22 protein-coding genes are annotated in these 23,037 nt (G+C 44.9%); 5 read left to right on the top strand and 17 right to left on the bottom strand.

Annotated features, from left to right (window positions below; translation table 11 throughout):
- Window positions 1-5 precede the first annotated feature (5 nt).
- The gene (locus LEP1GSC061_RS15340) at window positions 6-731 is read left to right on the top strand and encodes a type I 3-dehydroquinate dehydratase (protein ID WP_016546763.1); all 726 of its coding nucleotides are present in this window, start codon (window positions 6-8) and stop codon (window positions 729-731) included.
- A 2-nt stretch (window positions 732-733) separates the two neighbouring features.
- Here the strand turns inward: LEP1GSC061_RS15340 and LEP1GSC061_RS15335 are convergent, their stop codons facing one another.
- The 7 genes from LEP1GSC061_RS15335 to LEP1GSC061_RS15305 form a co-directional block, all read right to left on the bottom strand.
- The gene (locus tag LEP1GSC061_RS15335; protein ID WP_016546859.1) at window positions 734-2,227 is read right to left on the bottom strand and encodes a tetratricopeptide repeat protein; all 1,494 of its coding nucleotides are present in this window, start codon (window positions 2,225-2,227) and stop codon (window positions 734-736) included.
- 139 nt (window positions 2,228-2,366) lie between these two features.
- The gene (locus LEP1GSC061_RS15330; protein ID WP_016546363.1) at window positions 2,367-3,983 is read right to left on the bottom strand and encodes a GMC family oxidoreductase N-terminal domain-containing protein; all 1,617 of its coding nucleotides are present in this window, start codon (window positions 3,981-3,983) and stop codon (window positions 2,367-2,369) included.
- Between the two features lie 4 nt (window positions 3,984-3,987).
- On the bottom strand, window positions 3,988-4,491 hold the full coding sequence (locus LEP1GSC061_RS15325) for a hypothetical protein (RefSeq protein ID WP_040508955.1): 504 nt from the start codon (window positions 4,489-4,491) through the stop codon (window positions 3,988-3,990).
- A gap of 74 nt (window positions 4,492-4,565) precedes the next feature.
- A complete protein-coding gene (locus tag LEP1GSC061_RS15320) occupies window positions 4,566-7,163 on the bottom strand; it encodes a ribonuclease R family protein (RefSeq protein ID WP_016546680.1) in 2,598 nt (865 codons plus the stop codon).
- Window positions 7,160-7,849, bottom strand: a complete 690-nt coding sequence (gene tsaB / locus LEP1GSC061_RS15315) for a tRNA (adenosine(37)-N6)-threonylcarbamoyltransferase complex dimerization subunit type 1 TsaB (protein WP_016546124.1) — start codon at window positions 7,847-7,849, stop codon at window positions 7,160-7,162. Before tsaB ends, LEP1GSC061_RS15320 begins: the two co-directional genes overlap by 4 nt.
- Before the next feature lie 2 nt (window positions 7,850-7,851).
- Window positions 7,852-8,406 (bottom strand): tRNA (adenosine(37)-N6)-threonylcarbamoyltransferase complex ATPase subunit type 1 TsaE, encoded by a 555-nt coding sequence (tsaE, locus tag LEP1GSC061_RS15310; RefSeq protein ID WP_016546033.1) that lies wholly within the window; start codon window positions 8,404-8,406, stop codon window positions 7,852-7,854.
- 8 nt (window positions 8,407-8,414) lie between these two features.
- Entirely contained in the window at window positions 8,415-9,272 is an 858-nt protein-coding gene (locus LEP1GSC061_RS15305; RefSeq protein ID WP_016546348.1) for an Hsp33 family molecular chaperone HslO, read from the bottom strand.
- A 172-nt stretch (window positions 9,273-9,444) separates the two neighbouring features.
- On the opposite strand from LEP1GSC061_RS15305, the gene LEP1GSC061_RS15300 reads away from it, so the two are divergent.
- Genes LEP1GSC061_RS15300 through LEP1GSC061_RS15290 form a run of 3 tightly spaced genes read left to right on the top strand, consistent with a single transcriptional unit; the run spans window position 9,445 to window position 13,226 of the window.
- Window positions 9,445-11,424, top strand: a complete 1,980-nt coding sequence (locus LEP1GSC061_RS15300; protein WP_016546174.1) for a beta-galactosidase — start codon at window positions 9,445-9,447, stop codon at window positions 11,422-11,424.
- Window positions 11,421-12,371 (top strand): LIC_10030 family protein, encoded by a 951-nt coding sequence (locus LEP1GSC061_RS15295; protein ID WP_016546817.1) that lies wholly within the window; start codon window positions 11,421-11,423, stop codon window positions 12,369-12,371. Before LEP1GSC061_RS15300 ends, LEP1GSC061_RS15295 begins: the two co-directional genes overlap by 4 nt.
- A gap of 9 nt (window positions 12,372-12,380) precedes the next feature.
- Complete coding sequence (locus LEP1GSC061_RS15290) at window positions 12,381-13,226, top strand: inositol monophosphatase family protein (RefSeq protein WP_016546323.1); 846 nt, start codon at window positions 12,381-12,383, stop codon at window positions 13,224-13,226.
- 54 nt (window positions 13,227-13,280) lie between these two features.
- Here the strand turns inward: LEP1GSC061_RS15290 and LEP1GSC061_RS15285 are convergent, their stop codons facing one another.
- From LEP1GSC061_RS15285 to fliG, 6 genes are all read right to left on the bottom strand, one after another.
- Window positions 13,281-13,655, bottom strand: coding sequence for a c-type cytochrome (locus tag LEP1GSC061_RS15285; protein ID WP_016546218.1), 375 nt, complete (start codon window positions 13,653-13,655; stop codon window positions 13,281-13,283).
- 10 nt (window positions 13,656-13,665) lie between these two features.
- Window positions 13,666-14,367, bottom strand: a complete 702-nt coding sequence (locus tag LEP1GSC061_RS15280; protein ID WP_040508954.1) for a urate hydroxylase PuuD — start codon at window positions 14,365-14,367, stop codon at window positions 13,666-13,668.
- Window positions 14,368-14,516: 149 nt separating this feature from the next.
- Complete coding sequence (locus LEP1GSC061_RS15275; RefSeq protein ID WP_016546678.1) at window positions 14,517-15,704, bottom strand: LIC10025 family lipoprotein; 1,188 nt, start codon at window positions 15,702-15,704, stop codon at window positions 14,517-14,519.
- Window positions 15,701-16,216 carry a hypothetical protein gene (locus tag LEP1GSC061_RS15270; RefSeq protein ID WP_040509248.1) on the bottom strand — a complete coding sequence of 172 codons (516 nt, stop codon included), beginning with the start codon at window positions 16,214-16,216 and terminating at the stop codon, window positions 15,701-15,703. The genes LEP1GSC061_RS15275 and LEP1GSC061_RS15270 overlap by 4 nt, the downstream gene beginning before the upstream one ends.
- A gap of 159 nt (window positions 16,217-16,375) precedes the next feature.
- Window positions 16,376-18,580 carry an adenylate/guanylate cyclase domain-containing protein gene (locus LEP1GSC061_RS15265; RefSeq protein WP_016546011.1) on the bottom strand — a complete coding sequence of 735 codons (2,205 nt, stop codon included), beginning with the start codon at window positions 18,578-18,580 and terminating at the stop codon, window positions 16,376-16,378.
- A gap of 9 nt (window positions 18,581-18,589) precedes the next feature.
- Window positions 18,590-19,603 (bottom strand): flagellar motor switch protein FliG, encoded by a 1,014-nt coding sequence (fliG, locus tag LEP1GSC061_RS15260; RefSeq protein WP_016546785.1) that lies wholly within the window; start codon window positions 19,601-19,603, stop codon window positions 18,590-18,592.
- Between the two features lie 130 nt (window positions 19,604-19,733).
- Here fliG and LEP1GSC061_RS15255 point away from each other — a divergent pair, with 130 nt between their 5' ends.
- Window positions 19,734-20,093: an arsenate reductase family protein gene (locus LEP1GSC061_RS15255; RefSeq protein ID WP_040508951.1), complete on the top strand. Its 360-nt coding sequence runs from the start codon at window positions 19,734-19,736 to the stop codon at window positions 20,091-20,093.
- A 2-nt stretch (window positions 20,094-20,095) separates the two neighbouring features.
- On the opposite strand, the gene LEP1GSC061_RS15250 is transcribed toward LEP1GSC061_RS15255, so the two are convergent.
- From LEP1GSC061_RS15250 to LEP1GSC061_RS15235, 4 genes are read right to left on the bottom strand one after another with little or no spacing between them, the layout of a single operon-like run.
- Window positions 20,096-21,085 (bottom strand): aldo/keto reductase, encoded by a 990-nt coding sequence (locus tag LEP1GSC061_RS15250; protein ID WP_016546219.1) that lies wholly within the window; start codon window positions 21,083-21,085, stop codon window positions 20,096-20,098.
- Window positions 21,086-21,145: 60 nt separating this feature from the next.
- Entirely contained in the window at window positions 21,146-21,763 is a 618-nt protein-coding gene (locus LEP1GSC061_RS15245) for an L-threonylcarbamoyladenylate synthase (protein WP_016546327.1), read from the bottom strand.
- Entirely contained in the window at window positions 21,760-22,503 is a 744-nt protein-coding gene (locus tag LEP1GSC061_RS15240; protein ID WP_016546875.1) for an SDR family NAD(P)-dependent oxidoreductase, read from the bottom strand. Before LEP1GSC061_RS15240 ends, LEP1GSC061_RS15245 begins: the two co-directional genes overlap by 4 nt.
- The gene (locus tag LEP1GSC061_RS15235; protein WP_016546557.1) at window positions 22,500-23,018 is read right to left on the bottom strand and encodes a hypothetical protein; all 519 of its coding nucleotides are present in this window, start codon (window positions 23,016-23,018) and stop codon (window positions 22,500-22,502) included. The genes LEP1GSC061_RS15240 and LEP1GSC061_RS15235 overlap by 4 nt, the downstream gene beginning before the upstream one ends.
- Window positions 23,019-23,037 lie beyond the last annotated feature (19 nt).

The following is a 23,037-nucleotide window of genomic DNA, read 5'->3' as shown; positions in this document are numbered from 1 at the left end:
TTAGAATGCCGAAGAATTCAAAAATTCGAATCGTTCTGACTTTAAACGAAAAGGAATTCTTTTCCCTCGTACAAAAACCCGAGGCGGATTTTCTAGAGATTCGTTTGGATCAGTTTTCTCCGGATAAGGGAAAATCCGAAAAGATCGCCTCGAAAATCGAAGAATTGAAGTCGGCCTGCGTTCTCACCTACAGACAACCTGAGGATTCGAGTTTATCTAGTCTAGGAATCTGGACCCAAGAAGACGTATCTCCTTTACTCGGCCGATTGGAACCGGGAAAGCATTATGTGGATTTGGAATTGGATAAGGATAATTCCATATTCACTAATCTGAATGAAAACGGATTCGGTATCATCCGATCCGTTCATAGTTTTTCCGGAGTCCCCGGATTCGATGAACTGGATTTTTTTCTGAGATCCGTTTTGGAAGAAGAGACCGGCCGGGAGACATTCGATTTGCCGTTCAAGCGAGTCTTTAAGATCGCGGTACTTGCCAAATCGGAAAACGAGCGAAAAGATTTTTTAGAATCCTGCAAAAGGATCGGTGAAATCTGTAAAAAGCAAAGAGAACCCGTCGGGTTCTGTGGAATTCTTATGGGAGAAGAAGGAGCCGAATTCAGAATCTTTCCGGAAAAGATCGGATCCGATTTTACTTATTCCTGCTTAGGATCGCCCAAGGCTCCGGGGCAAGTGGACTTACAGACCTTATTAAAGAAAAGAGCGGAAGGTTAAAATCAGTCCGGATCCGAACCTTCGCTTTCTTCTTTTTCCTCTCCCGACTGGGAAGATTTAGGATCTCTGGTTCCTGCGCGGGTCTCCAAGAATTTCTTAAAGGATTCCTTTTCTTTCAAGGGCCTGAAGGCTTTTTCCGATTCCGCGGCTTCCCAGTACGAAGACTTGATATCGCCTGCCTTCTTAATGTAAGACATTGCCATATCCGAATCGTTTTTCTTCGCGAAGCATTTTGCTAAAAGATAATAAGCTCCGGCGGAATCTGGAACCTTTTCCAATAATGGAATCGCCTTGTCCACAGAACCGGTATAATAATAAGCCTTGCCCAAATAAAATCTATACTCCCTTTCCTCTTCTTCGTCGGGTTGTACGGATTGGAAATAGCGAAGCGCTTTGGAGTATTCTCCGTTATTGGTATAGTATCTGGCAAGCTTAAGGATCCCATCGTTATAAACTTCGGGGAGTCCCTTGAAATCCGGATTTTCCTTTTCGATCGCGGCGGCGATCTCCTTTAGCAAATCGTAACCTTCTTCTTTTTTGCCTAATTGGATCTTACAGAGCCCGATATACATCCGGATCTCTCTGGTCTTCTCTCCGAATTCTAAGGCTTTTTCCGCTGACTTGATCGCGTTCTCGCAATCCTTCAATTGCCATTTGATTTTTGTGAGACCGATCAGAGGAAGAACCGTATGTTTATTATTGTACGCTTTTCTGTAATACTTAGCGGCGTCTTCGAAGTTTCTCTTTTTATGATAAGCGGCCGCTTGGGTAAGATGAGTGAAATAGAGCAGCTTTTCTCTTTCCGAAGGAATCTTAGGTTCCGTCCGATTCAATACGGAAATCGCTTCGTCGTATTTTTGGATCCGTACCAAAAGAGCTCCATATTTATATCCGTATTCCACATTCTCCGGTTCTTCTTTATACAAGTTGGCGAGAATAGTTTCCGCTTTGGAGAATTCTTTTTCGTTGTAATACGCCAAGGCAAGTTGCCATTGGATCGTTTTATTATTCGGGTCCTGCTTCAGCTTTTTTTCTAAGCTAGAAACGCTTTCCTGTTCCGAGTCGTCTTCCTGGAAGACCGGTTGTTTACGGGGACCCCCGGAAGAATATCTCTCTTCGGCTGCGGTTCGTATTTTTTGGATATGACTCAACTCCGGATCTATCTTTAGAAGCCGATTAGAGTAGGTGAGAACTTCTCCGTAATCTCTTTGGTAATTATAATATAGAACGATCTTAGTGAGAGAATTAACCAAATCTTTCTTGGGCAGATTCAAAGAGACTGCTTTCTTGAACGCCTGGATGGATTTGGTGTAATCCTTACGACTCTCGTAAATATAACCCATGTACATCCAAGCCTCTCCCGAGCTAGGATTACCGTCGTTGTACTTCTGGAATTGCTTCAGGGCCTCGGTATAATCTTTTCTAGAATAGGCTTTTTTCCCCTCTTTGAGATCGGCAAATAAGGGAAGAGCGAATATGAGAAGAGCCGGGAACAAAACGAAAGGATTTGTCCCAAGTCTTCTATCGATAAAGGAAAAGATTCGCCTCAGGTCTAGGCGAGATCGAACGGGCATATCTCCAGTTTTGAAAGGGGAGCCCACGAATAAAGTGGAATTCTTCCCATTCTTACCGGAATTATTTATTTCCTAAAATCTCTTCCTTGCGCGTCGCCAATGCCCTAGCGGCCCGTAAATTCACGCTCATAGTGGTTATTTGCGGATTTACGGACAATCCTGTAGGATAAACCGAAGCATCCATTACGAAGATATTCTTGTGGCCGTAGACTTCGAAATTCAGATCCACGGCACCCTTATCCGGAGAATTCGCAGCCTGAATAGAACCGTGAGGGTGGGCCGAGCCGATTGCGATTTTACCCGTTTCGATACTCTTGTCCAAAACCCAATCGAACCTGGAATTCTTGTCCACTGGAATCGGATCCGTTATATCGGGGAACGGAAAGACGATCGCCTTTGCCCCCGCAGCCACTTGAACTTCCGCTAACGCTTTAAGACCTTTAAGTAGGTTTTTTCCGTCAGTAGGAGTGATCTCGAAATAGACTTTTCTTCTTCCTAAGGACCATTTCACGGAAGCGTTCGCTTCACCGTCGGCTCCGTCTCTCACTAGAACGATACCCGCGCTCATGTTCGGATATTTCTTCATGACGTCGAATTGCTTTTGGCCGTAGAATGGAACCAAGGAACTCGCGAGAGTCGGACGGAAGGGAGCTACTTCCAACCAATAACCGTAACCGGTATTGTCCTGGTTATGACCGTCTTTGATCACTACTGATTGAGGAGGTCCCGAGAACATATTGATCTTCTCGTCGAAGATCGCGAAATTCGTACTCGTAGGATGGACTTTTAAATTTCTTCCTACCCAATCATTGCCGATTCCGGATCTTTGCAATAGCGCAGGTCCTTCGATAGCGCCTGCGCTTACGATGACTACAGGAGCCTCGATCAATAGTTTTTCTATGATCGTATTCGGCGCCTTTTCATACGCATCTGGAGCAAATTCAGCCACGACGGTTTTGATCTTTCCGTCTTCCTTGATATACTGAGCTCTCATATTGGAGATAACCGTCGCGCCGGCCGCAATCGCATCCGGAATCCAAGTCAAGAACGCGGATTGCTTGGCGTTGATCGGACAACCGAGACCGCATCTGCCCAAGCCTATACACCCTCTGTTATTATTCTTCAATACTTCCGGATGCAGACCGATCGCTTTTCCGCCTTTCATCAAGATGCCGTTGTTTGCGTTGATCAGATTTTGCGGTACTTCATGGACTCCGATTCTTTCATGGACTTCGGAAACGAATGCGTCCATTTCTTGTCTTCCGTATCCTTTCCAGCCGAATCTAGTCTCCCATTCGTTGGTCACATAATCGGGAGGATAAAGAGAAGTCTGCCAGTTGATGGTAGTGGATCCGCCGACCGTCTTACCCTGCAGAATCGAAAGAGTCTGCTCTTCTGTAATGATGAAACCCGCGTCGCGATACAATCTGGACTGGGCAAGAAACTCGTCCCCCGTAAATTTTGCCGGGGTAAAGTAGGAACCTTCTTCGATAAGAACCACCTTCCATCCCGCCTTTGCGAGAGTAGCGGCAACCACACCACCGCCCGCTCCGGACCCGATGATCACCGCTTCGGCCTTCAGATTCCAAGTTCCGCCTTTGATCCTTTCTTTTTGGATCAGTTCTGCGTGTTTATTCGGAGTAATAATTTGATCGTTTTCTAAAGGAATTCCAGCCACCGGATTAGCCCTCGTATCCTAATAATTTCGAATAATCCTTTTCCATGGAGACCAAGAAGAAGGAAAGTTGGCGCATGATATTGAAGGCTCCTCTTTTCAAAGACAAAGAAGAGTTCTTCCAAGATAGGAGTCTTTTTTCCCGATCTTCCACGGAAAGACTGGCAAGAGGAACGAAGGAAAAATCCAAAGCCAAAGCTACGAGAGAAGATGTCGGCAAGAAAGCCAATAGTTTCAAAACGGATTCCGTTTCTATCGGATAAGGATGTCCGTAGATATATTTATCTGCTGCTATTCCCAGATCGAAGCCTGCAATCGGATTTCCGACCAGGAAGACTTCCTCCAAAGATTTAAAGGCTAAATATTGCTCGTCGCTCAAGCCGTTCAATTTGGGAATATTCGCCGACTTGCAAGAAGCTTGGGGAAGAAGGATGGCAGACACCGCTGCAGTTTTAAAAAGAAATTTGAGAAAACGACTGCGGGAGATTTTCTCATCCAAAAAGGCTTCCAATTATCACCTCCGTCATTCCGTTCGAAAAACGGAATTTTGACGTAACGAATGTTCTGAAAATTGGAAGTGCTTGTCTATCCTTTCTTTTGGAATTTTTTCATCTTCACGTAAATTCTGATTTCTTCGAAATCAATTCTGTCCAATTCCACCGGGAAAGATTCTCCTAATGAATACTGTTTAGTATATTTTTTGGAGTAAAAGGAAAAATCGGTTTCGGCTTGGAGTTCGCCCTCATCGGTGAATTCTATCGCAGGCAATACCGCTTCCACCGGAGGATTATCCAACTCTACGAAAGCAAATGCGGAACGGAAACCGGTAAGAGTCGCCTGGAATTCTTTTCTTCCGGTCTTTTCCAAAAAGCGACACGCTTTGAGTTTATAATAATCCCTTTCGGCATCGGTCGCTTTTCTTTCCTCGTGAGAAGTGTGCAATCCCATCACTTTGACATCTTCGTCGTTATATGGATTTTCTTCCGCAAGAAGAATGCTCTGTAATACTCGATGGCAGACTAAATCCGGATACCTACGGATGGGAGAAGTGAAATGGCAATAATCCTTGAATCCCAATCCCCAATGACCCAATTGCTCTCCCGAATAATAAGCCTGCATAAAACTTCTAAGAAGGGAAATATTGAAGATTCTTTCCGCGGGAGTTCCTTCCACTACTTGTAAAACCGAGCGAATGGATTCGTAACTTGTATCGGTAAGCTGCGCATTGAATCCGTTCAATCTCAGAAAAGAATTGAGCATCTCCAATTTTTCCTCGTCCATCGGTTCGTGAACTCGGTACAAAGTCGGTCTTTCCTTCTTCCGAATGAATTCCGCGACTTTAATATTCGCGGAAAGCATGAATTCTTCTATCAGAATATGCGCATTCAATCTTTCGGAGGTTTTGATTTCCACTACGGTGTGGTTCGAATCGGTAACCACTTTTGTCTCCTTCAGATTTAGATCCACTCGGCCGGATTGCAAACGTTTGGTTCTCAGAGCTTCCGCGAATTTCATCATCTGGAAAATCCAATTCTCGGAATTCCCCTCGAGAATCTCAGCCTCCGCACGGGTGTATGTGTATCTCTCGTCCACGCGAATCACTGATTTGTAGAATTTAGCGTGGAAAATATTTCCTTCGCGGTCAGCCTCCATCTCCACAGTAAAGGCCAATCGATTCTTCTTAGCAACCAAGCTACATAGGTTTTCGGAAAGTTCGGGAGGAAGCATAGGAACCACCCTACTGCCGAGATAAACGGAGGTAGCTCGATTGTATGCTTCTGCGTCTAATTCTGTCCCGGGGCGAACATAATAAGAAACGTCCGCTATGTGAACGTAAAAGCGGATTTTCTTTCCTTGCACTTGGAAGGAGATAGCATCGTCGAAATCCTTAGAATATTCCCCGTCGATCGTGATGGATTTTAAATCCCTGAGATCCACTCTGGAACCCCAATCCTCCACTCCGGATTCTTCCACTTCGTCGGGTAAACTCGCTAGTTGAACCTCTTCCGGATAGAGAATATTATAATTGTATTTCATAAGCATCCGCATCAGATCCACGTCTTCCTTGGTATCCGATTCGAATCTGACGAAATGAGCCTCGTAGAGATTATTTTCATGACTCGCTTCCGAGTCGAGAGTCACTACTATAACGTCTCCGATATTGATCTCGTCTTGTAGATCCTGGAGTAAACTCTTTCGCGGTAAAAAGGCTTCCTTCTCTCCGGCTTCCATATCCAAGAAAGTACCGATGATAAACTTATTCGCTTTCTCGGTGACTTTCATTCGATAGAGTTCCCGGCCCCTTCTTAAAACGGAGAGAACTTCTCCTTCTAACTTTCCTTTCCTACCGATTCCGGTGGGTAGGATTTCCACCAAGTCTCCTTGGATTGCGGAAGACGTATATTGAGCGGGAATGAATACTTCCGTTCCTGTCGTAAGCTTAGCGAAGCCGTCGCCCTTGCGACTCAGGACAATGGTTCCATGAAGAGTTTGCTCAGGACGTATGATGAGACTTTTCCTTTGGATCTCTATCAGGCCTTCTTTTTCGAAGAATGCGAGAAGTTCCAACGCGGATCTTTTTTGCTCCTGGGCTTCCCACCGTTCTCTTCGATGGCCTTGTTTCTTTCCGGCTTGTGAAAGAAATCTGGAGTAAACTTCCTGTTCGGATACGACTTTCCCCGCATTCACTCGGAAGAATTTTAGAAGCTTTCGACCAGGCTCGTTATCTCTTTCTCTATCTTGGTGGGAAAAATTCCGATTGGAGAATCGCTTTTGGTATCCCGGAATATGATTTTCCTTTTTGCCGGAACTCCGCTCTTTTTCAAACCTAGGCTTTTCCGAATAGGAAGAGAAGGATTCTTTCTTCCTAGGCTCATACTTTTTTTCCGACTTTGGGGACCTAGGAACTTCTTCTAATTTCGTTCGAACGGAAGGGGCTTTTTGTTTAGAAGATGATTCTCTTCTTGTAAGTCTTTCCTTAAGCTCTTTAACAGTTTTCTTGGCCTTTTCTAGAGAAGCGCGGAGATCCAGACCTTTACCACCTGCCTCCTTATGATCTTTTTTGGTTTTTTTCTCGGCGACCGGCTTGGGTGCTGGCTTATTAGAATTTTCCTGAAGTGTTTTCTGTTTCTTTATACTAGCCTTTTTTTTTGCAGGCTTTGCGGTCTTCTTTTTCTGTTTCATTTAAAATGTACCTTTGGCTTATCGTCCGCGTAAGTTCCCCTCACATACTTGGGAACTAATTGTAAATGCGAATGATCCGCCGGTTTTATGAGTGCGTTTCGTATTTCTCCGCTTCTTTCCGTAAGTATCGCCTCGGGAGAAGGGAGATTTTCGTTCATGTCCTGGCCGGGAAAGAAACCGGGACAATCGGTGTATTTCAAACCCGTAATATAGGATCCTAGTCTATCTTCCGGAATCTTTTCGGCAATAGCGTCCGGTTCCAAGTCCAAACTTCCCAGATATCCTCTTTTATCCTTTATTCCGAAATAAACCTTGTTCTGCTTGGCTTCGATCGCAACGGATACAGGCGATTCGTTTTCGATGAAGTAATGAGTCGCGTAAATTTCCAGGCTATCTATTCCTAAGACCGGAATATTCCAGATTTGGGCGAAATTTCTGGCTGTAGTAACCGAGATTCGGATTCCTGTAAAAGATCCGGGTCCGAGTCCTGTAACTATGATATTCGGTTTTTCCCAACCGGCTTTTTGGAGACAATCCGAGATTCCCTTTACCAATAACTGAGAGGATTCCCTATTATGCTTTTCCTCGTGTTTAGAGAGAAGGGAGAATTTTCCGGATTCTTCCTGCAAATAGCATCCGATTAGAATCCAGGAATTCGTAGCGTCAAAGAATAATACCTTGTTCATTCTTACTGCTCCAGAGGGGATAGAAGTAAGGATCGGTATTTCTCATTCTTCCATTCCGAACCCGATAGTTCCAATTCGATCTTACGGGTTTCCTCCTTCTCTTCTTCTAAACGAATCCGAATCGTATACTTTCGGTTAGAAAATTCGGAAGGTGCCCGTTCCCACCATTCTACAAGACTGATTCCCTTAGTTCCCCAATATTCTTCGAATCCTAAATCCCCGACTTCTTCCTCGGATCCTACACGGAACAAATCGAAATGATAAATCGAGAGGGGCTCGCCCGTATCGTTCTTTGTAAGCGCGAAAGAATATTCGTTCAAAATGGTATACGTGGGCGAGTTTACGTAGATAGATTTTTTATCCGTCGGGTCTCCGAAAAAATCCAAGAGCGCAAAGACGATCCTAGCGGAAAAAGTGGTTTTGCCTGCGCCCATTTTACCGGAGAGGAGGAGAATCGGATAATTTCCGGATTTCCAGACCCTTCCGGCAAGACCCGCAATTACCTTGGCGGGAATATCAAGCTCTTCCAGCGATAAATCTTTAAATTGTCTCTGCATTCCTCTGTCTAAAACAACTCGAGGACCTGTTCCTTAGGAAATCTGTAGATAGAATTACAAAATTCGCAAGTTACCTCGATCTGACCTTGCTCTTCGGCGATGTCCATCGCCTCTTCCTTTCCCAGGTTTTGGATCAACTCTTTGATCTTTTCTTCGGAACAATCGCAACGATATTGAGGAGTTCCTTCTTCCAGGATCTGCAATTTAGTGTTCCAATCCGCTTCCAAGCTTTGTAGGGACTCGCGGATTTTCCCGGCAAACACTACGGCCTTGCGCTCTTCCACCTTGCCGGCCCATTCTCTTACTGCGTCTATATGCTCGGATCTCGCTTCGGGAAGAGCTTGTAGGAAGAGTCCTTTTACTTTCCAATGCAATCCTTCCAACTTCACGAACGCCACTAAAAAAGACGGGACTTGTTCCGAGTCTCTCAAGTAAGCCTCGATATTGGCCTCAAAACTTTGGTTCCGAAAAGGAACGATGGATTGATAAATGCATTCTCCGTCTTTCCAACGAAATACTTTCAGAATTCCTAAATTTTCCTCGGAGATTTGTCCGGATTCCACATCCTCTTCGGGACGATGACGAAGAGTCGCTTTCATTCTACCCTGACGAGTACTGTAAGCCAAAACGGAATGGATCTCCGAATCGTCGTAGAATCGAATCTGAACGCTGACCTTAGTTTCTCCTTTCACCAAGTCCGCTAAGAAGAATGCGGAAAGCATAGTTCTCGCCAATAACTCCGTACCGGTATCGTCGAAACCGTGGAGATTGGAAGCTGCGGTTACCGCGTAGGAAATTTCGGCGGCCGAAAATCGAAAATGAACATCGGGAAGTATCCCGTAAGCATACGTATCTTGGTTTTCCATGTATGGATGGAGAATCCCATCGTCTCCGAACGGGCTCTTTTCTTATTCTCTCCGAATCGTATCGAAAAGACAGTATTTTTTCCCGAATTCCCTTGGATTTGCGGGTTTTCTTTCTGGAAAGAAGTCTAGGTCTAGGAAAGATCGTCTCTACCCGATTTAGGAAGGAAGCGGAATGATTTTCGGAGCGGACTATTACCCGGAGCAATGGACACCCAAAGATTGGGAAGAAGACCTTCGAATCATGAAGGATATGGGCTTAACGAGAGTTCGCTTAGCCGAATTCTCCTGGGCCTTAATGGAACCCAAGGAAGGATCGTTCGATTTCTCCTTCTGGTTGAAAATTCTAGATTTGGTCCAAAAGCACAGAATGGATGCGATTCTAGGAACCCCTACGGCTACATTCCCTCCATGGTTAGCGAAGAAATATCCGGATGTTCTGCAAATTAGAGACGGGATCCTAAGAGATATAGGCACAAGAAGACAGGCCTGCTTCTCTTCTCCCAATTATAGAAAGGCTGTGACGCGTATCGTCACTAAAATGGCGCAGGCTCTCGGAAAGCATCCCGCAGTTGTGGGTTGGCAGATCGATAACGAAATCGGTCATGAAGGTTCCGATATAGACCATTCTATCACTTCGTTAAAGGCTTTTCGCCTTTGGTTGAAATCCAAATACAAAACGATTCGGAACTTGAACGAAACCTGGGGAAACGTTTTCTGGGGAGTGATCTTCAACGATTGGAATGAGATACCTATCCCGGGTCCCCATGTGAGCGCCGGATTCAACCCTTCTATGATTCAGGATTTTTACCGTTTCCATTCGGACACGATCGTGGAGTTCGTACGACTCCAAGCGGAAATTCTTCGTAAATATTCTCCCGGTAGAAAGCTGACCACAAATTTGTACCCGAGTCCTTTTCTTCCGGTCATTGATATGTCCGAACTTGCGACTTATTTGGATTATGTTTCTTGGGACAATTATCCTACTTGGGGAGATCAGGCCGAACCTTATCCGCACCCTTTTATATCCGCCATGCACCAATACGTTAGAGGTTTGAAAAATCTTCCTTTCACCGTTATGGAACAAATCTCCGGTTTCCAAGGGCATGACGTTTTAGGTTATCTCCCCGCTCCGGGGCAGACCAAACTCTGGATGAAACAGGCGATTCTACAAGGCGCCGATCAAATCGTTTTCTTTCGGTATAGGACCGCGAGATTCGGACAGGAACAGTTATGCTACGGAATCTTGGACCACGACAAATCCCTAACGGAAAGATATTCGGAATTGCAGAAGGGAATTTCCGAGTTCCTACCTGCGGCCAAGGATTTTGCTTCCGAGCCTTTTCCCGCCGAAGTTGCTGTCCTGCACGATATTGAGAACTCTAGAAATTTCAAACACCAGCCGATTTCTTCCGGTTTGAAGTTCCAGCCTGCACCGTTTGCCCAAGTGGGCTACGATGTGGAAATGGCGACTTGGTTTTCCGGCCTAAATATTCTGAACGTAAACTCTCATTTTCTTCCGATTTCCAAAACGGACTTTTTTAAATACAAAGTTTTGGTTCTTCCTTTGTATTCTATGGTGGACGATTCCATCATAGAGAAGCTGAAGTCTTACGTAGAAAACGGAGGAACTCTGGTTATAGGGTATAGGTCCGGATCCAAGGACAAGAACTCTTGGATGTTGGATTCACAGGTCCCCGGTCCTTTCGCAGAAATGGCCGGAATCAAGGTGAGAAAATTCGAAGCCGTAGGAAACAGGGAAGTTAAGATTCGCTTCCGTATTTTACCCGGAAGTTGCTCCAAGATCTGCGAGATTTTGGAACCAACGACCGCGAAAGTTTGGGCAAAATATTCGGATGGAAAGAAATTTTATAAAGGAAAACCGGTAATCACTTGCAATCAATTCGGAAAAGGAAACGTAATATATATTGGGGCGAGTCTCAATCCGATTTCTTTCATGTTATTGTATCGCAGAATTTTACGTAAAGCGGGTGTTCCTTTTACTTTCTACGGTCCGAATGTGGAAAAGACGTTTAGAAAGGGAAAAAGCAAGGACTACGAAATTTTGATCAACCATTCCGGCAAATTCTCTCCGGCGGGCTGGAATCTGCTCAAACCTTACGAAGTGCGTATTGTTCCTAAAGTGAAAACATGAAGATAAAAGAAGTAAAAGAGTTAAATAGGATTCTAAGCGATACGAGTCATTTAAAGAATAAACCCAACTCGATATTCGTGGACAATCTTCACACCTCTTTTCTCGAATTCGAAGAGCAGTATCTTCTTCCTTCTACGTCCGTATTCGAAGTGGAATTTTCCGCGGCAGAATCTTTTCTGAGAAGTTTTCTGCAATTGGCTCCGGAATTCGTCAGCGATTGTCTTGTATTACCGGAACCTAGACCGAAAAGGAATATAGATAGATTATTTCTGATCCGTCCCTTATATACCGAAGGCGAATTCTTTAGGGAGAATTCTCCACGGCTTTGGAAAGAGAACCCTCCTCCCTACGCGATCGTTCTCAGCTTTTTCCTAATGCATTTAGGCGGAGCGAGTAAAGAAGATATCCAATTCGCCGCATCCCAAGGTAGAACTATGTCGGCTCGGACCAAGAGAGCTTACTTTTCCGCAAGAGTGGTTCCGATAGAATCCCTGATCGTGGAGGATTCGGTTCTCGTGGATTTTACCGCCAAGAAATACCAAGAGTCCGATTTCATGGTTCAGATCGGAGCGGATACCTTCGAAGGAGTTCGGCATACCTACTCAGAAATTTTCGACGAGGTGGATTACTCCAAGCAGATTCAAGTCATCCAGGAATCCTTGGGCATTCAGCCGGGAGATTGGTCTCCGGGAAAGATCTTCCAGCCTATCGCAGTCGAATATCTCACGTTAACGGCAAGATTCCTGGAGACTTCCCTAAGGAATATCGCAAAGGATTTCATTTCCTTCCACCAAGTTGTTGATCTTTTGTTAAGACCGGACAGCATGACCTTAGAAGAATCCACCCGGATTTCCTTCTTCCGCTGGCTTCGCTCTCATAAGGCGGAAAGAATGCTTTCCCCTTCCGGAAATATGGCATGGAGGATTTTACGGGAAGAAAGGACATAAGAACCCGGCATGGAATCACTAGCGCCCCCCATCGATTTTCCGTTAGAAGAAGTCAAGAAACGTGTTAAATCGGTCCAATCCGTTTCCGGGTTGATTTTAGAATCCGCAAGAAAACTCCAAAAAGAGATCCGAGTATTCGGTATCGTAACCGAAGCCGAAGAGAAAGAACGCATTCATAAGGCCGACGAATTGATGGGTAAATTCCTGATCGATTTCATCCGGCAAAATTTTCCGAACGACTCTATCATTTCCGAGGATTACTTCCGCCACGAAGGAAGCAATTCTTTCCGTTGGGTTCTGGACCCTATCGACGGTTCCATGAATTTCGTTCGAGGCATTCCCCTCTATTGTATCTCCGTAGGTCTAGAGCATAGAGAGACTCCCGTTGCGGGAGTCGTATTTGCTCCTGAAATGGACACGAGGTATTCTGCCATTCTAAGCCAAGGCGCCTTCAAGAACGGACTCCGTATCGACGTTTCCAACACCGATTCCTTGGCTCGGTCCCTATTGGTATCCAGCTTTCCCACCAATAGGAAAGAAATCCTAAACGAGGTGATCGCGGATATCACCGCTTTCATCAGCTGCGGAAGATCTATGAGAAGGACTGGTTCCTTCGTGTTGGATACCTGTTGGGTTGCGGAAGGAGTCCTGGACGGCATTTGGGAAAAAGGCGTCAAGTTATGGGATACCGTCGCAAGCTCGGTGATCTTAACCGAAGCCGGAGGTAAACTGACGGATTTCCAAGGAAAGCATTTCCTTTCCGGACAAGCGGAAGTAGTTGCCTCTAATGGAAAGATTCACAAACAGATTATCGATATTCTTAGAAACGTAAGAGTTTCTATCGGAAGAAATTAAGCTCTTCCTAAGATTTACGATCCGGGACAAACCACCCCGGATCGTAAGATAAATTTAGCGCTTCAAAAATTCTTCCAAAGCTTTTAATTGTTCGGCCGTAAACGTAAAACGAGTCATCGCTTGGCTCTGGCGTTTCGGTGCATATCCGGAAGGATATTCTCCTTTCATGCGCGCTTCCAAAAGCTCGTAGGAAGAATTGGCCACCGAAGGACCTACGGCGCCGTCTATCTTAGGATTTACATTATGGCAGGCGATGCAATTTGCCATATAGATCCCCTTTCCTTCGGTAGCGATCGGAGAAAGGGCCTCTTCCTTTTTGCAAAAGGTCAGCAAAGAAAAGAAGAATAACAAAAGCAGAAGGCCTAAAAAAGAAAGGCGGTAGAAACCGCCCCTCTCTTTCCCGGCACGTAAAGTTCGGGATAAATTCATTCTTGTTTCCTTATGCGGTCAACAATGCTTCCATCAGAACGTAAACCACTAAAGCGAATACGAGTCCGCTGGTGATTACTCCCTTAACGGTCTTTACGGGTTTAATGGTAGGCCCGTTCTGATCCGCAGTCAAAGCGTTGATTTCGACCAAAAGTGCGATTAATCCGATGATTCCCAGAAAGATCTGCAATTTATCGGGGCTGTAGCTAAGAGGAAGGTTTCTTGCCGCTCCCATCGCGAAAAGCATCGGGATAGAGAAAAACACGTTCGTACGAGACGCTACGAATGCTCGGTTCGCGTTCGGAGCCGGATCCACGGTAGTTTCTCCCTTGGCTTTAGCGATAACCACTTTCTGATTCGGCCAGATTACGAACCAAACGTTTGCCCACATGAGAATTCCGAAGATTGCTCCCACGAGGATCACTACAAACCACTGAGAGTTATGCGGAATTCCGCTGCTGATAGCGAGCGCAATCATAATAAGACCGGAAAGCAGAGTGAACATCGCTCCCCATCGGAACCACCAAAGCACGCGCGGAACCAATTTTTGGGTCGCATTCTTTTTAGTTTCGGCATCCGTTTCGTTAAAGAATGGTCCTTGAACGAAATTTAGGTAGTACAGCAAACCGATCCAAGTTATTCCCGCTAGAAAGTGAATATACTTAACTAGGAAATAAAGACCCTGCTGAGTAGTAAAGAGGGTAAATTCCATGATTCCTCCACACACAGTTCTGAAATTCTATCCGGCTTGTATCGTCGGATCGAATTAAGATTCCTTCCAAAAGGGGGTAAGTCAAGCAGTTTTAGAAAGTTTCTAAGTTCGTTTTAAAATCTTCAAGTTAACTTGAAGTTATTAAAAAATCATTTACCGCGTAAATCTCTAATAAGCGCTTTTCCTAAACTAGAGAAAAAGCCCGGCTCGTCGTCTCGATCTTTCGATTTAAAGGGAAGAAAGCGGTCCCTGAAAATCTCCGATTCGGAAGTGAGAATCACTTTTGTCTTGTTCCCGTTTCGGATCGTCTTGGTCTGAAATCGATTTCCTCCGTCCGCGTCCGAACCTTTCACCATCAACTCGAAAGAATCGTCCGCATACTGATTCATGTCTTCCGGGATAAAAAAATTCACCATGCCCGGAGGAAAGACGGATAGGAATCTGCCTCCGATATTCGTTTCGGGAATCTTAGTGAATTCTCCGGAGACTATGTCCGTATTTCCGGATTTAGAAAAGCGAAATGTATATCCAAGTCCTCGTATGTCTACTTTCAGGCCGAGGATACTGATATAAAAGTAAGATCTAATGTGAATCGACTTTGGATGAGACCAATGTCCCACCGCTGAATCCGGAATTCCCAATATAATCGTTCTTTTTTCGTTATATACTTCAATACCTTTGGAGAATCCGCCCGGTTGGAAGATCTGGAATCGAAATGCTACCTGGTCCAATCTCTTGGAAAGTTTCTTGTAGGTTTGAGGAAACTTCTCCCTCATTCTTTCCGACAAAGTATATCTTAAAAATAGGATTCCTTCTTCTTTCGATATGCTGCAATCGAAGTTCTCACAAAGAAACTTTTGCACCTCCGATAATTTTTGGACCTGGGATAGATCCGCTTTTCGCAGCTTGGAAACCGATTCGTCCATAACCGGAAAAACGTCGAATACGCTCGCTTCCGGAGAAATCATTTCCACCGTGCGTTTTATCTTGTACGTATTCTTTTTTCTGAATTCGTTCTTCTTGGCTTCCACCGAGATCGTATACGGACTGAAAGGGGTTAAGGTAAAAGGGGAACCGGAGATCTCATTCCCGATTTTACCGCCGTTTTCGAACAATCGGAGAGAAAGAAGAAGCTTTCCGTCCTTTTCATGAAAATTGCCCTCTCCGTCCGACTCAGGATTTCCGTAGATGATGGATCTTATATCGTCGTCTTCGACTTCCTTTTGAATTACTTCTTGGTAAGCGAAATACTTTTCGAAATAATCGGCCGCGGCAGGATGGTGGGTAGTACATTGCAGTATCAATAATAAGAACGGAAGAAGGGATAAAAACTTCATTTGCCTTTCCCTCTTCTATACTTCTTGATATATTCGAATAATTCGGAAACTTTCGTATCGTCTACGGATTCAAAATATTCGATATGCAAAAGTTTTCCCTTAGGAGAATAAACGCGAAGATAGGATTTTCCGTCCATTAAACCCTCTTTCAATACGCCGTCTTTATCCAAAAGGAGGCTTTCATAATCCTTATCCTTTTCTCCGGAGATATAATCGAAAACCGGCTTAGGCGCTCCTTTTAAGTCCAGATAAGCGGAGAATAAGACCTTGTCCTCCTCTTGTAGAAATGTCTGCATCTTCCAATAAATCTTTCTCCCGTGTTTTCTGCAAAGAACCACATCTTTGAATCCGCAACCCAAAAGAAAATACACGTTTCCTTTAGCGGAATCGGAACGGAACACGACTCCCTTTTGGTCCGCTAATCTAAATTCGGGTAGATCCGATTTCGACTCGGCTAATAAGGAAGACCAAGAAAAGAATGATAGAGTAGTGATTATTCCTAAGTATCTCATCAAAAGCAAACCTTTGGTTCCGGAGAGAAGATGATCGCATTCTTGCAAATGCTTCTAATTAAGACAGAGTTAAGGTTCCGGAGTTTCCCAAAAAAAGGATCCGTGCTTGCGAAAGAATTAAAAATTACGGCTTCGATCGAAGTAGAAATCGTAAAAATCTTATTTCTTATGCAGGCGGAAAATCCCGTCCCAATCGTTAGGAAGAGCTTGCTGCATGAAGAGTTTGGTTCTCTTGGCATAAAGACGGACTACGCTGTCCAAGGGTCTTTCTCTATATAGGTCCCGAAACAAAGAGAAGGCCGATTTAAACTGGCCTGCCTTATACAAGGCGATTCCTTCGTTCAATTTGGTTTTTGCCCTGTCCTTCCATTCTATCGATTCCGGATCGTCCGCTTCATACACTTCGTATAAAATGACCGGTTGGGTTTTTCCTTTAACGATTACAGTATCGATTTCCCTAGCCTTTACATCCGAGAGTAAGTTCAATCGTAGGAAACTATGATGAGTCACGAGAATTTTAGTCTTATAAAAACTAGTCAAACTCTGGACCCTCGAGGCAAGATTCACTGTATCGCCTACGACGGTCGTATCGATTCGTCTTTCACTTCCTACTGTCCCTAAAATCAAAGGACCGGTATTCACACCGATTCCCAAATCCGCGCCCACTCCGTTTCCGTCATTCAAGGAATGAACGAAGCGAACCATATCGATCGCAGATTGGAGTGCGTTGTCGGCGGAGTTGAAATTCTGCTTCTCCGCTCTTTCGCTATGATCCGAAAAGAGCGCCATAATCGCGTCGCCGATATACTTATCCACGAAACCCGCATTCTTAAAAATAATGTCCTCGAATCCGGAAAAATACCGGTTCAGATACTTAATATTCTCATCCGGACTCAACTTCTCGGAAACCGTAGTGTAACCTCTAAGATCCGCGAAGAAAACGGACATGGTCTTTTCCTTGGAATCTCCGATCTTGATCTCCACGGGACTCTCGCGATCCAGGATGGATATGAATTCGGAAGGAACGAATCTATAAAATGCGTCCCTCTGTCTGGAAATCACAAGATTTAAAGCCTGGGATTCTTTATAAAGACTTACGTAGCGGGAAACCAAAAGGCTAATAATCACTAAAATAAAAACGGAGTAAGCTATTTTAAAGAAAGGATAATGGATCCCTACGATTTTCAAAATCGCATCCAAGGTGTCCCAGATCCCGAATACCGTGCAGACTCCTATTCCGATCGCCAATTTGATAGAGTCAGGTTTTTTCTTACGAATCGAATTGATGGAGAATACGATTACGTAAAGCAGCATAGGTATGAGAAGAATTTGATACGCCGTTAGATTAATGAGAATGTACTTAAACGGCAACACCCAATTGGTTACGAATAATAAAGCGCTGAAGCCGCAGAATATACGGATTGCCCAGAATTTCCCCTCCTGTTTGTAAAAGAAATCCCGAGCGAACAACATAAATACCGGAACGATAGGAATCAAAGCCGCGACTTCCGTACGAAAGAAGATCTCCGTATCGGTTCCGACCCAGTAATTGATGAATTTATTATATATATGGAAAGAAGTCAGATAAAAGTAAATCGAAGACAGTAAAGAGAAGAATCCGAAATACAGGTAGTATAAGTCCTGTTTTCTCGTAACAAAGAATAGAACATGATAGAATCCGAAGATGAAATAAATCCCGAATAGGAAAATGTCCAAGTATTCGGAAGAGGAATTATAAATCTCTTCCAAGGAGGAGATCCGGAAGTTTCTCTTATGATAAAACCCGAAATGATCGTTATGGATGTATGGATTGCTATCCGATTCTCCCTTGAATTCTATTCGGATCTCGTTCTTACCCGGTTTGAGAATTCCCGAATCTATCGGAACGATCAGGCTCTTTAGAGCTCTCTTCGTTTCCAAGGAATCTCCGTCGTTTCCGTACCATTCTTCTTTTAAAACGTTTCCGTTAAGTAATATCCGCCAGTTCTCTCCGATATCCGGTAGATACAATCCCGAAGGAACTTTTAGAAGAGGATTGTCTTTGGATAAATCGAACTCGGCTTTAACATCTATCCTATGGACCCCAGAATCAGGGGCAATAGGATAGATCGCGGTGAAAGTCCAAGGTAGTGGGGGAAGATCTTCCCATTCTTCCGAAACGGGAGTTGCTACTTTCTTTCCTTTCGGATTCGCTTCAGGGGTAGGATTTTCTTTTTTAGGCTTTGTGACCCAATGAGCCTTCCATTCCAAATCGGCAAAATCGACTTGTTGGGAGAAAGACTGTTCTCCGATACATCCGAATTGGATTACGAGTAAAGCGACGCAGATCCCGAAGAATGTTTTCTTGGATATATAACGGCCCAATTCGGGACCTCACATAACGAGTTCGTCCTCGCCTGCGCGAGCGACGACGATATCTCCGGATTCTTCCAGCTTACGAATGATATTAACGATTTTTTGCTGAGCGTCTTCCACGTCTTTGATACGGATCGGTCCCATGAAGTCCATATCCTCCCGCAGCAAGTTCGCGGCGCGTTTAGACATGTTCTTGAAGATTTTTTCCTGCACTTCCGTATCCACGGATTTGAGCGCTTTTGCGAGATCGGAGTTATCCACTTCTCGCAAGACTTTCTGGATGGCTCGGTCGTCGAGTAATACGATATCCTCGAATACGAACATCCGCTTCTTGATCTCTTCCGCAAGTTCCGGGTCTTCTTCCTCCAAGGCCTCGATGATCGTTTTCTCCGTTCCCCGATCCACCAGGTTGAGAATTTCCACGACTGAATCGATACCACCCGCAGAGGTGTAATCCTCACTCGCGAGTGTGGAAAGTTTTCTCTCCAAGACCCGTTCCACTTCTCGAAGAACGTCAGGCGAAACCCGGTCCATCGTAGCGATCCTTTTAGCGACCTCCGCCTGGATGGTATGAGGTAACCCGGAAAGGATACTGGAGGCTTTTTGAGGATCTAAATAGGATAAAATCAAAGCGATCGTCTGAGGGTGTTCGTTTTGGATAAAGTTCAATAAGTGTTGAGGGTCCGTTCTACGGATAAAATCGAAGGGACGTACCTGCAAACTGGAAGTAAGTCGATTGATGATATCGATTGCCTTCTGGTTTCCCAAGGCTTTCTCGAGGAGCCCTCTGGCGAAATCGATACCCCCGTTGGAGATGAACTCCTGGGCCATCATGAGTTCGTTGAATTCTACAAGAACCTTTTCCTTGTCTTCGGGAGTGATCTTATCCAGACGGGCGATCTCGAACGTGATCTGTTCGATCTCATCTTCCCGTAAATGCTTGAATATCTCCGAAGATACGTCGGACCCTACGGCGATTAGGAATATGGCCGCTTTCTGTCTTCCGGTAAGGGTGGTTTTTTTATTCAGCACTGTTAGTACGAGCTTCCTAAGGAATCATATCGGCAAGAATTCCCGTTTTCAAGGCAAAGTTTTTTCTTCGCAACGAGCTTGCAAAGAAGACATAAATTCCGAATTTAGGAAGGAGCCGAAGGGGTAAACCGTGAAATTGAAAGTCTACGAATACAAGAATTGCAGCACCTGTAGAAACGCCTTGAAATACCTGGAATCCAAAAAGATCCCCTTTGAAAGGAAGCCGATTCGGGAGACTCCTCCTTCCAAATCGGAACTCAAGAAAATGCTCTCTTATCTGGGAGGGGAATCCAAGCGCCTTTTCAATACCTCAGGTGGCGATTACAAAGAATTGGGACTCAAGGACAAGCTCCCCAAAATGAGCTTGGACGAACAAATCGAACTTCTCTCCAGCAACGGAAATCTGGTCAAAAGACCTTTCGTGCTAGGAGAAGGTTTCGGAATGGTAGGCTTCAAAGAAGAAGAGTGGAAGTCCGTCCTTAAGAAATAATCCTATCTTCCTACGGAACCCATGGTCGATGCCGGATACCTAAGTCCGGCGGCGGCACCTTGAGGAGCGACCGAATCGATGCGATCCAAATCCGCTTGCGATAGTCTCACTTCGCTTCCCTTAACATTCTCTTCCAAGTAAGGACGTCTTTTCGTTCCCGGGATCGCTACGATATCTTCTCCTTGGGCGAGCACCCAAGCGAGCGCCAATTGACCTGCAGTAACATTCTTCTCTTTCGCTATTTCATTGATCTTAGCGACTAGTTCCAGATTCTTCTGGAAATTTTCTCCTTGGAAGCGAGGAGAATTCCTTCGGAAATCGCTTGGATCCAAATCCTCGAATTTCTGGATTTGACCCGTCAAGAAACCTCGACCGAGAGGGCTATACGCCACGAATCCGATTCCCAACTCCCTGCAAACTTGTAGGATACCGTCTTCCGGATCCCGAGTCCAAAGAGAATACTCCGTTTGCAAAGCGCTGATCGGATGCACCTTGGCGGCTCTTCGGAGTGTCTCCGGACCCGCTTCGGAAAGACCTATGTATTTTACTTTTCCCTGTTTTACCAACTCGGCCATGGCGCCTACGGTTTCCTCTATCGGAGTATCAGGATCCACTCTGTGCTGGTAGTATAAGTCTATGTAATCCACTCCCAATCTTTTTAGACTTCCTTCCACTGCGGAACGAATGTAGTCCGGTTTTCCGTTATATCCTCTTTTATAAGGGTCGTTTGGGTCTCTCACGATTCCAAACTTAGTAGCGATGACCGCTTTGTCTCTCTTCCCCTGCAAAGCTTTTCCGAGAAGCACTTCATTCGTATGAGGTCCGTACATATCCGCAGTATCGAATAAAGTCACTCCGAGTTCCAAAGCCCTATGGATGGTTGCCATGGATTCGGCATCGTCCTTTTGTCCGTAAAAATCGGACATACCCATGCATCCGAGTCCTTGTTCCGAAACCGAAGGACCTATTTTTCCTAATTGTCTTTTCTTCATACGTTGCTCCAAAAGGAATGAATTATAGTTTTATAATAAAAGAAGGCTTTGCGAACGAATTTAAAGATTAGCGACCTGTTCCATTCCCTTACCTTCCCTAAGAATGGTAATGGAATCTCCGGTGCAGTCCAAGATGGTGGAGAGATCCAATTCTAGGATTCCTCCGTCTATTACGCCGTCTACACGGGATCCGTATTCGGACTCTATCCTGTCCACATCGATCACGAACTCGTCCTTGAAAAAAACCGAAGTGGAGGTGAGAGGATTCGGATGCATCTCCAATAAGGCGCGTAGATAAGTGGAATCCGGAATTCGAATGCCGATATGTTTTTCTTTTTGGTTGGAAAAGGAAACTCTAGGTAAGTGTCGATTGGCCTTCACCACAAAAGTATAAGGTCCCGGAGTGAGACGCTTCATCAAACGAAAAGCCTCGTTACTCATCTGCTCCATGTAATTGGACGCGGTAGAGATATCCGGACAGAGAAGAGCTAGCGGTTGGTTCTTCGGAATATTCTTTAACTTGTATAATTTCTCCACTCCCGTATGGGATTGGGAATCCGCAACGAGCGCATAAACCGTATCGGTAGGAAATATATACACCCCACCCTCGGACAATTTTTTGGAAATCTGTCCGAGTATCCTCTTCTCGGGATTTTGGGGATGTAAATGTACGATCATATTCCGGTAGTAACGCCTCCGTCCACTACGATGATTTGTCCGGTAACGTAAGCCGCAGCATCCGAAGCCAAGAAAATCGCGGCGCCTGCGAGATCTTCCGGTTTACCTAGTCTTGCCAACGGGATTCTTGCCTTCATTTGTGCCAGAACCTCCGGTCTTTCCTTAATCATCTCCGTCATATCGGTGTCTATGAATCCGGGACACACAGCGTTTACCCTATAACCGGACCCGGCCCATTCTACAGCTAAGGCTCTGGTCATATTGATCACCGCGCCTTTAGTTCCGCAATAAACGGAAGCGAACTTAGTTCCTTGTATACCTAAGACGGAGGCTATGTTGATTATGTTCCCGCCTTTTTTCTTTTGGATCTTATAGAATGCCTGACACGCACGGAACACTCCCACGAAATTGGTTTGAGTCACGTTCTGTATATCTTCTTCCTTGAAGAATGCAGCGGGAAGATTGGTCGCTACCCCAGCATTATTGATGAGCACGTCCAATTTTCCGTGCTTTTTTCCCACCGTCTCTATTACAGAATCAATCGCGCCAGGTTGGCGGATGTCCGCCGCATAGGCTTCGATCCCCGTACCTGCCAGACGTTTGATGGATTCTTCGGAAGATCCGGTTCCGTAAACGATAGCACCCGCGTCTAAAAATCCTTGGGCGATCTGTCTACCGATTCCTCGGGTCGCTCCCGTTACCAGTACCGTTTTGCCGCTAACATCGAATATATTTTTCAAAACTCATTCCCCTTCGGTTGATTGCTTGGTTCGGAATAGTACACTTTCGGTTTTCCGGAATCTTTCAAAACTCCGCAAGGATGCTCGGAGCGATCGGAATCGGATCTTCTTCCGGCTGAAATATCGTATCTTTCGAAGAGTTTCTTGGAATCGATCCGCATATTATCTCCATAATCCGTATTCGTAGCCTTGATCTTTTCTTTCTTCTTAGCCTTGGGTTCGGTAGGATCTTCCGGTTCGTTTTCCTGCTTGGCCTCTTCCAGGATTTTGTAATCGTTTTTGATCACATCCCGATCGATATAATGAGAATTGCCTTCGTATTCTTCGTGAAACGGATCACAATCGGAAAGATCCGGAACGACTATGATACGATCACAGAATATATTTAGCCAATCGCAACCGGTCTCGAAAGTATGCTTCTTGATATTCTGTAGATTAAAACCTCTGCAGGAAAAGAAACTCAGAGCGAGGCAAAGTATCAGATAGAGTCGTAGTTTTAGAAGGAAAGATTTCATCTGCTTCCGTTATTGTCGG

Origin of the sequence: Leptospira wolffii serovar Khorat str. Khorat-H2, assembly GCF_000306115.2 — a bacterium.
Taxonomy (GTDB): domain Bacteria; phylum Spirochaetota; class Leptospiria; order Leptospirales; family Leptospiraceae; genus Leptospira_B; species Leptospira_B wolffii.
Note: the sequence above shows the minus strand (reverse complement) of the source record. Positions and strands in the feature narration are given on the sequence as shown.

Excerpts from the sequence above, each read along its gene's own strand:
- LEP1GSC061_RS15340 (WP_016546763.1), top strand. The coding sequence starts at position 6 with ATGCCGAAGAATTCAAAAATTCGAATCGTTCTGACTTTAAACGAAAAG.
- LEP1GSC061_RS15320 (WP_016546680.1), bottom strand. The coding sequence starts at position 7,163 with ATGAAACAGAAAAAGAAGACCGCAAAGCCTGCAAAAAAAAAGGCTAGT.
- tsaB (WP_016546124.1), bottom strand. The coding sequence starts at position 7,849 with ATGAACAAGGTATTATTCTTTGACGCTACGAATTCCTGGATTCTAATC.
- tsaE (WP_016546033.1), bottom strand. The coding sequence starts at position 8,406 with ATGCAGAGACAATTTAAAGATTTATCGCTGGAAGAGCTTGATATTCCC.
- LEP1GSC061_RS15305 (WP_016546348.1), bottom strand. The coding sequence starts at position 9,272 with ATGGAAAACCAAGATACGTATGCTTACGGGATACTTCCCGATGTTCAT.
- LEP1GSC061_RS15300 (WP_016546174.1), top strand. The coding sequence starts at position 9,445 with ATGATTTTCGGAGCGGACTATTACCCGGAGCAATGGACACCCAAAGAT.
- LEP1GSC061_RS15295 (WP_016546817.1), top strand. The coding sequence starts at position 11,421 with ATGAAGATAAAAGAAGTAAAAGAGTTAAATAGGATTCTAAGCGATACG.
- LEP1GSC061_RS15290 (WP_016546323.1), top strand. The coding sequence starts at position 12,381 with ATGGAATCACTAGCGCCCCCCATCGATTTTCCGTTAGAAGAAGTCAAG.
- LEP1GSC061_RS15285 (WP_016546218.1), bottom strand. The coding sequence starts at position 13,655 with ATGAATTTATCCCGAACTTTACGTGCCGGGAAAGAGAGGGGCGGTTTC.
- LEP1GSC061_RS15280 (WP_040508954.1), bottom strand. The coding sequence starts at position 14,367 with ATGGAATTTACCCTCTTTACTACTCAGCAGGGTCTTTATTTCCTAGTT.
- LEP1GSC061_RS15275 (WP_016546678.1), bottom strand. The coding sequence starts at position 15,704 with ATGAAGTTTTTATCCCTTCTTCCGTTCTTATTATTGATACTGCAATGT.
- LEP1GSC061_RS15270 (WP_040509248.1), bottom strand. The coding sequence starts at position 16,216 with ATGAGATACTTAGGAATAATCACTACTCTATCATTCTTTTCTTGGTCT.
- LEP1GSC061_RS15250 (WP_016546219.1), bottom strand. The coding sequence starts at position 21,085 with ATGAAGAAAAGACAATTAGGAAAAATAGGTCCTTCGGTTTCGGAACAA.
- LEP1GSC061_RS15245 (WP_016546327.1), bottom strand. The coding sequence starts at position 21,763 with ATGATCGTACATTTACATCCCCAAAATCCCGAGAAGAGGATACTCGGA.
- LEP1GSC061_RS15235 (WP_016546557.1), bottom strand. The coding sequence starts at position 23,018 with ATGAAATCTTTCCTTCTAAAACTACGACTCTATCTGATACTTTGCCTC.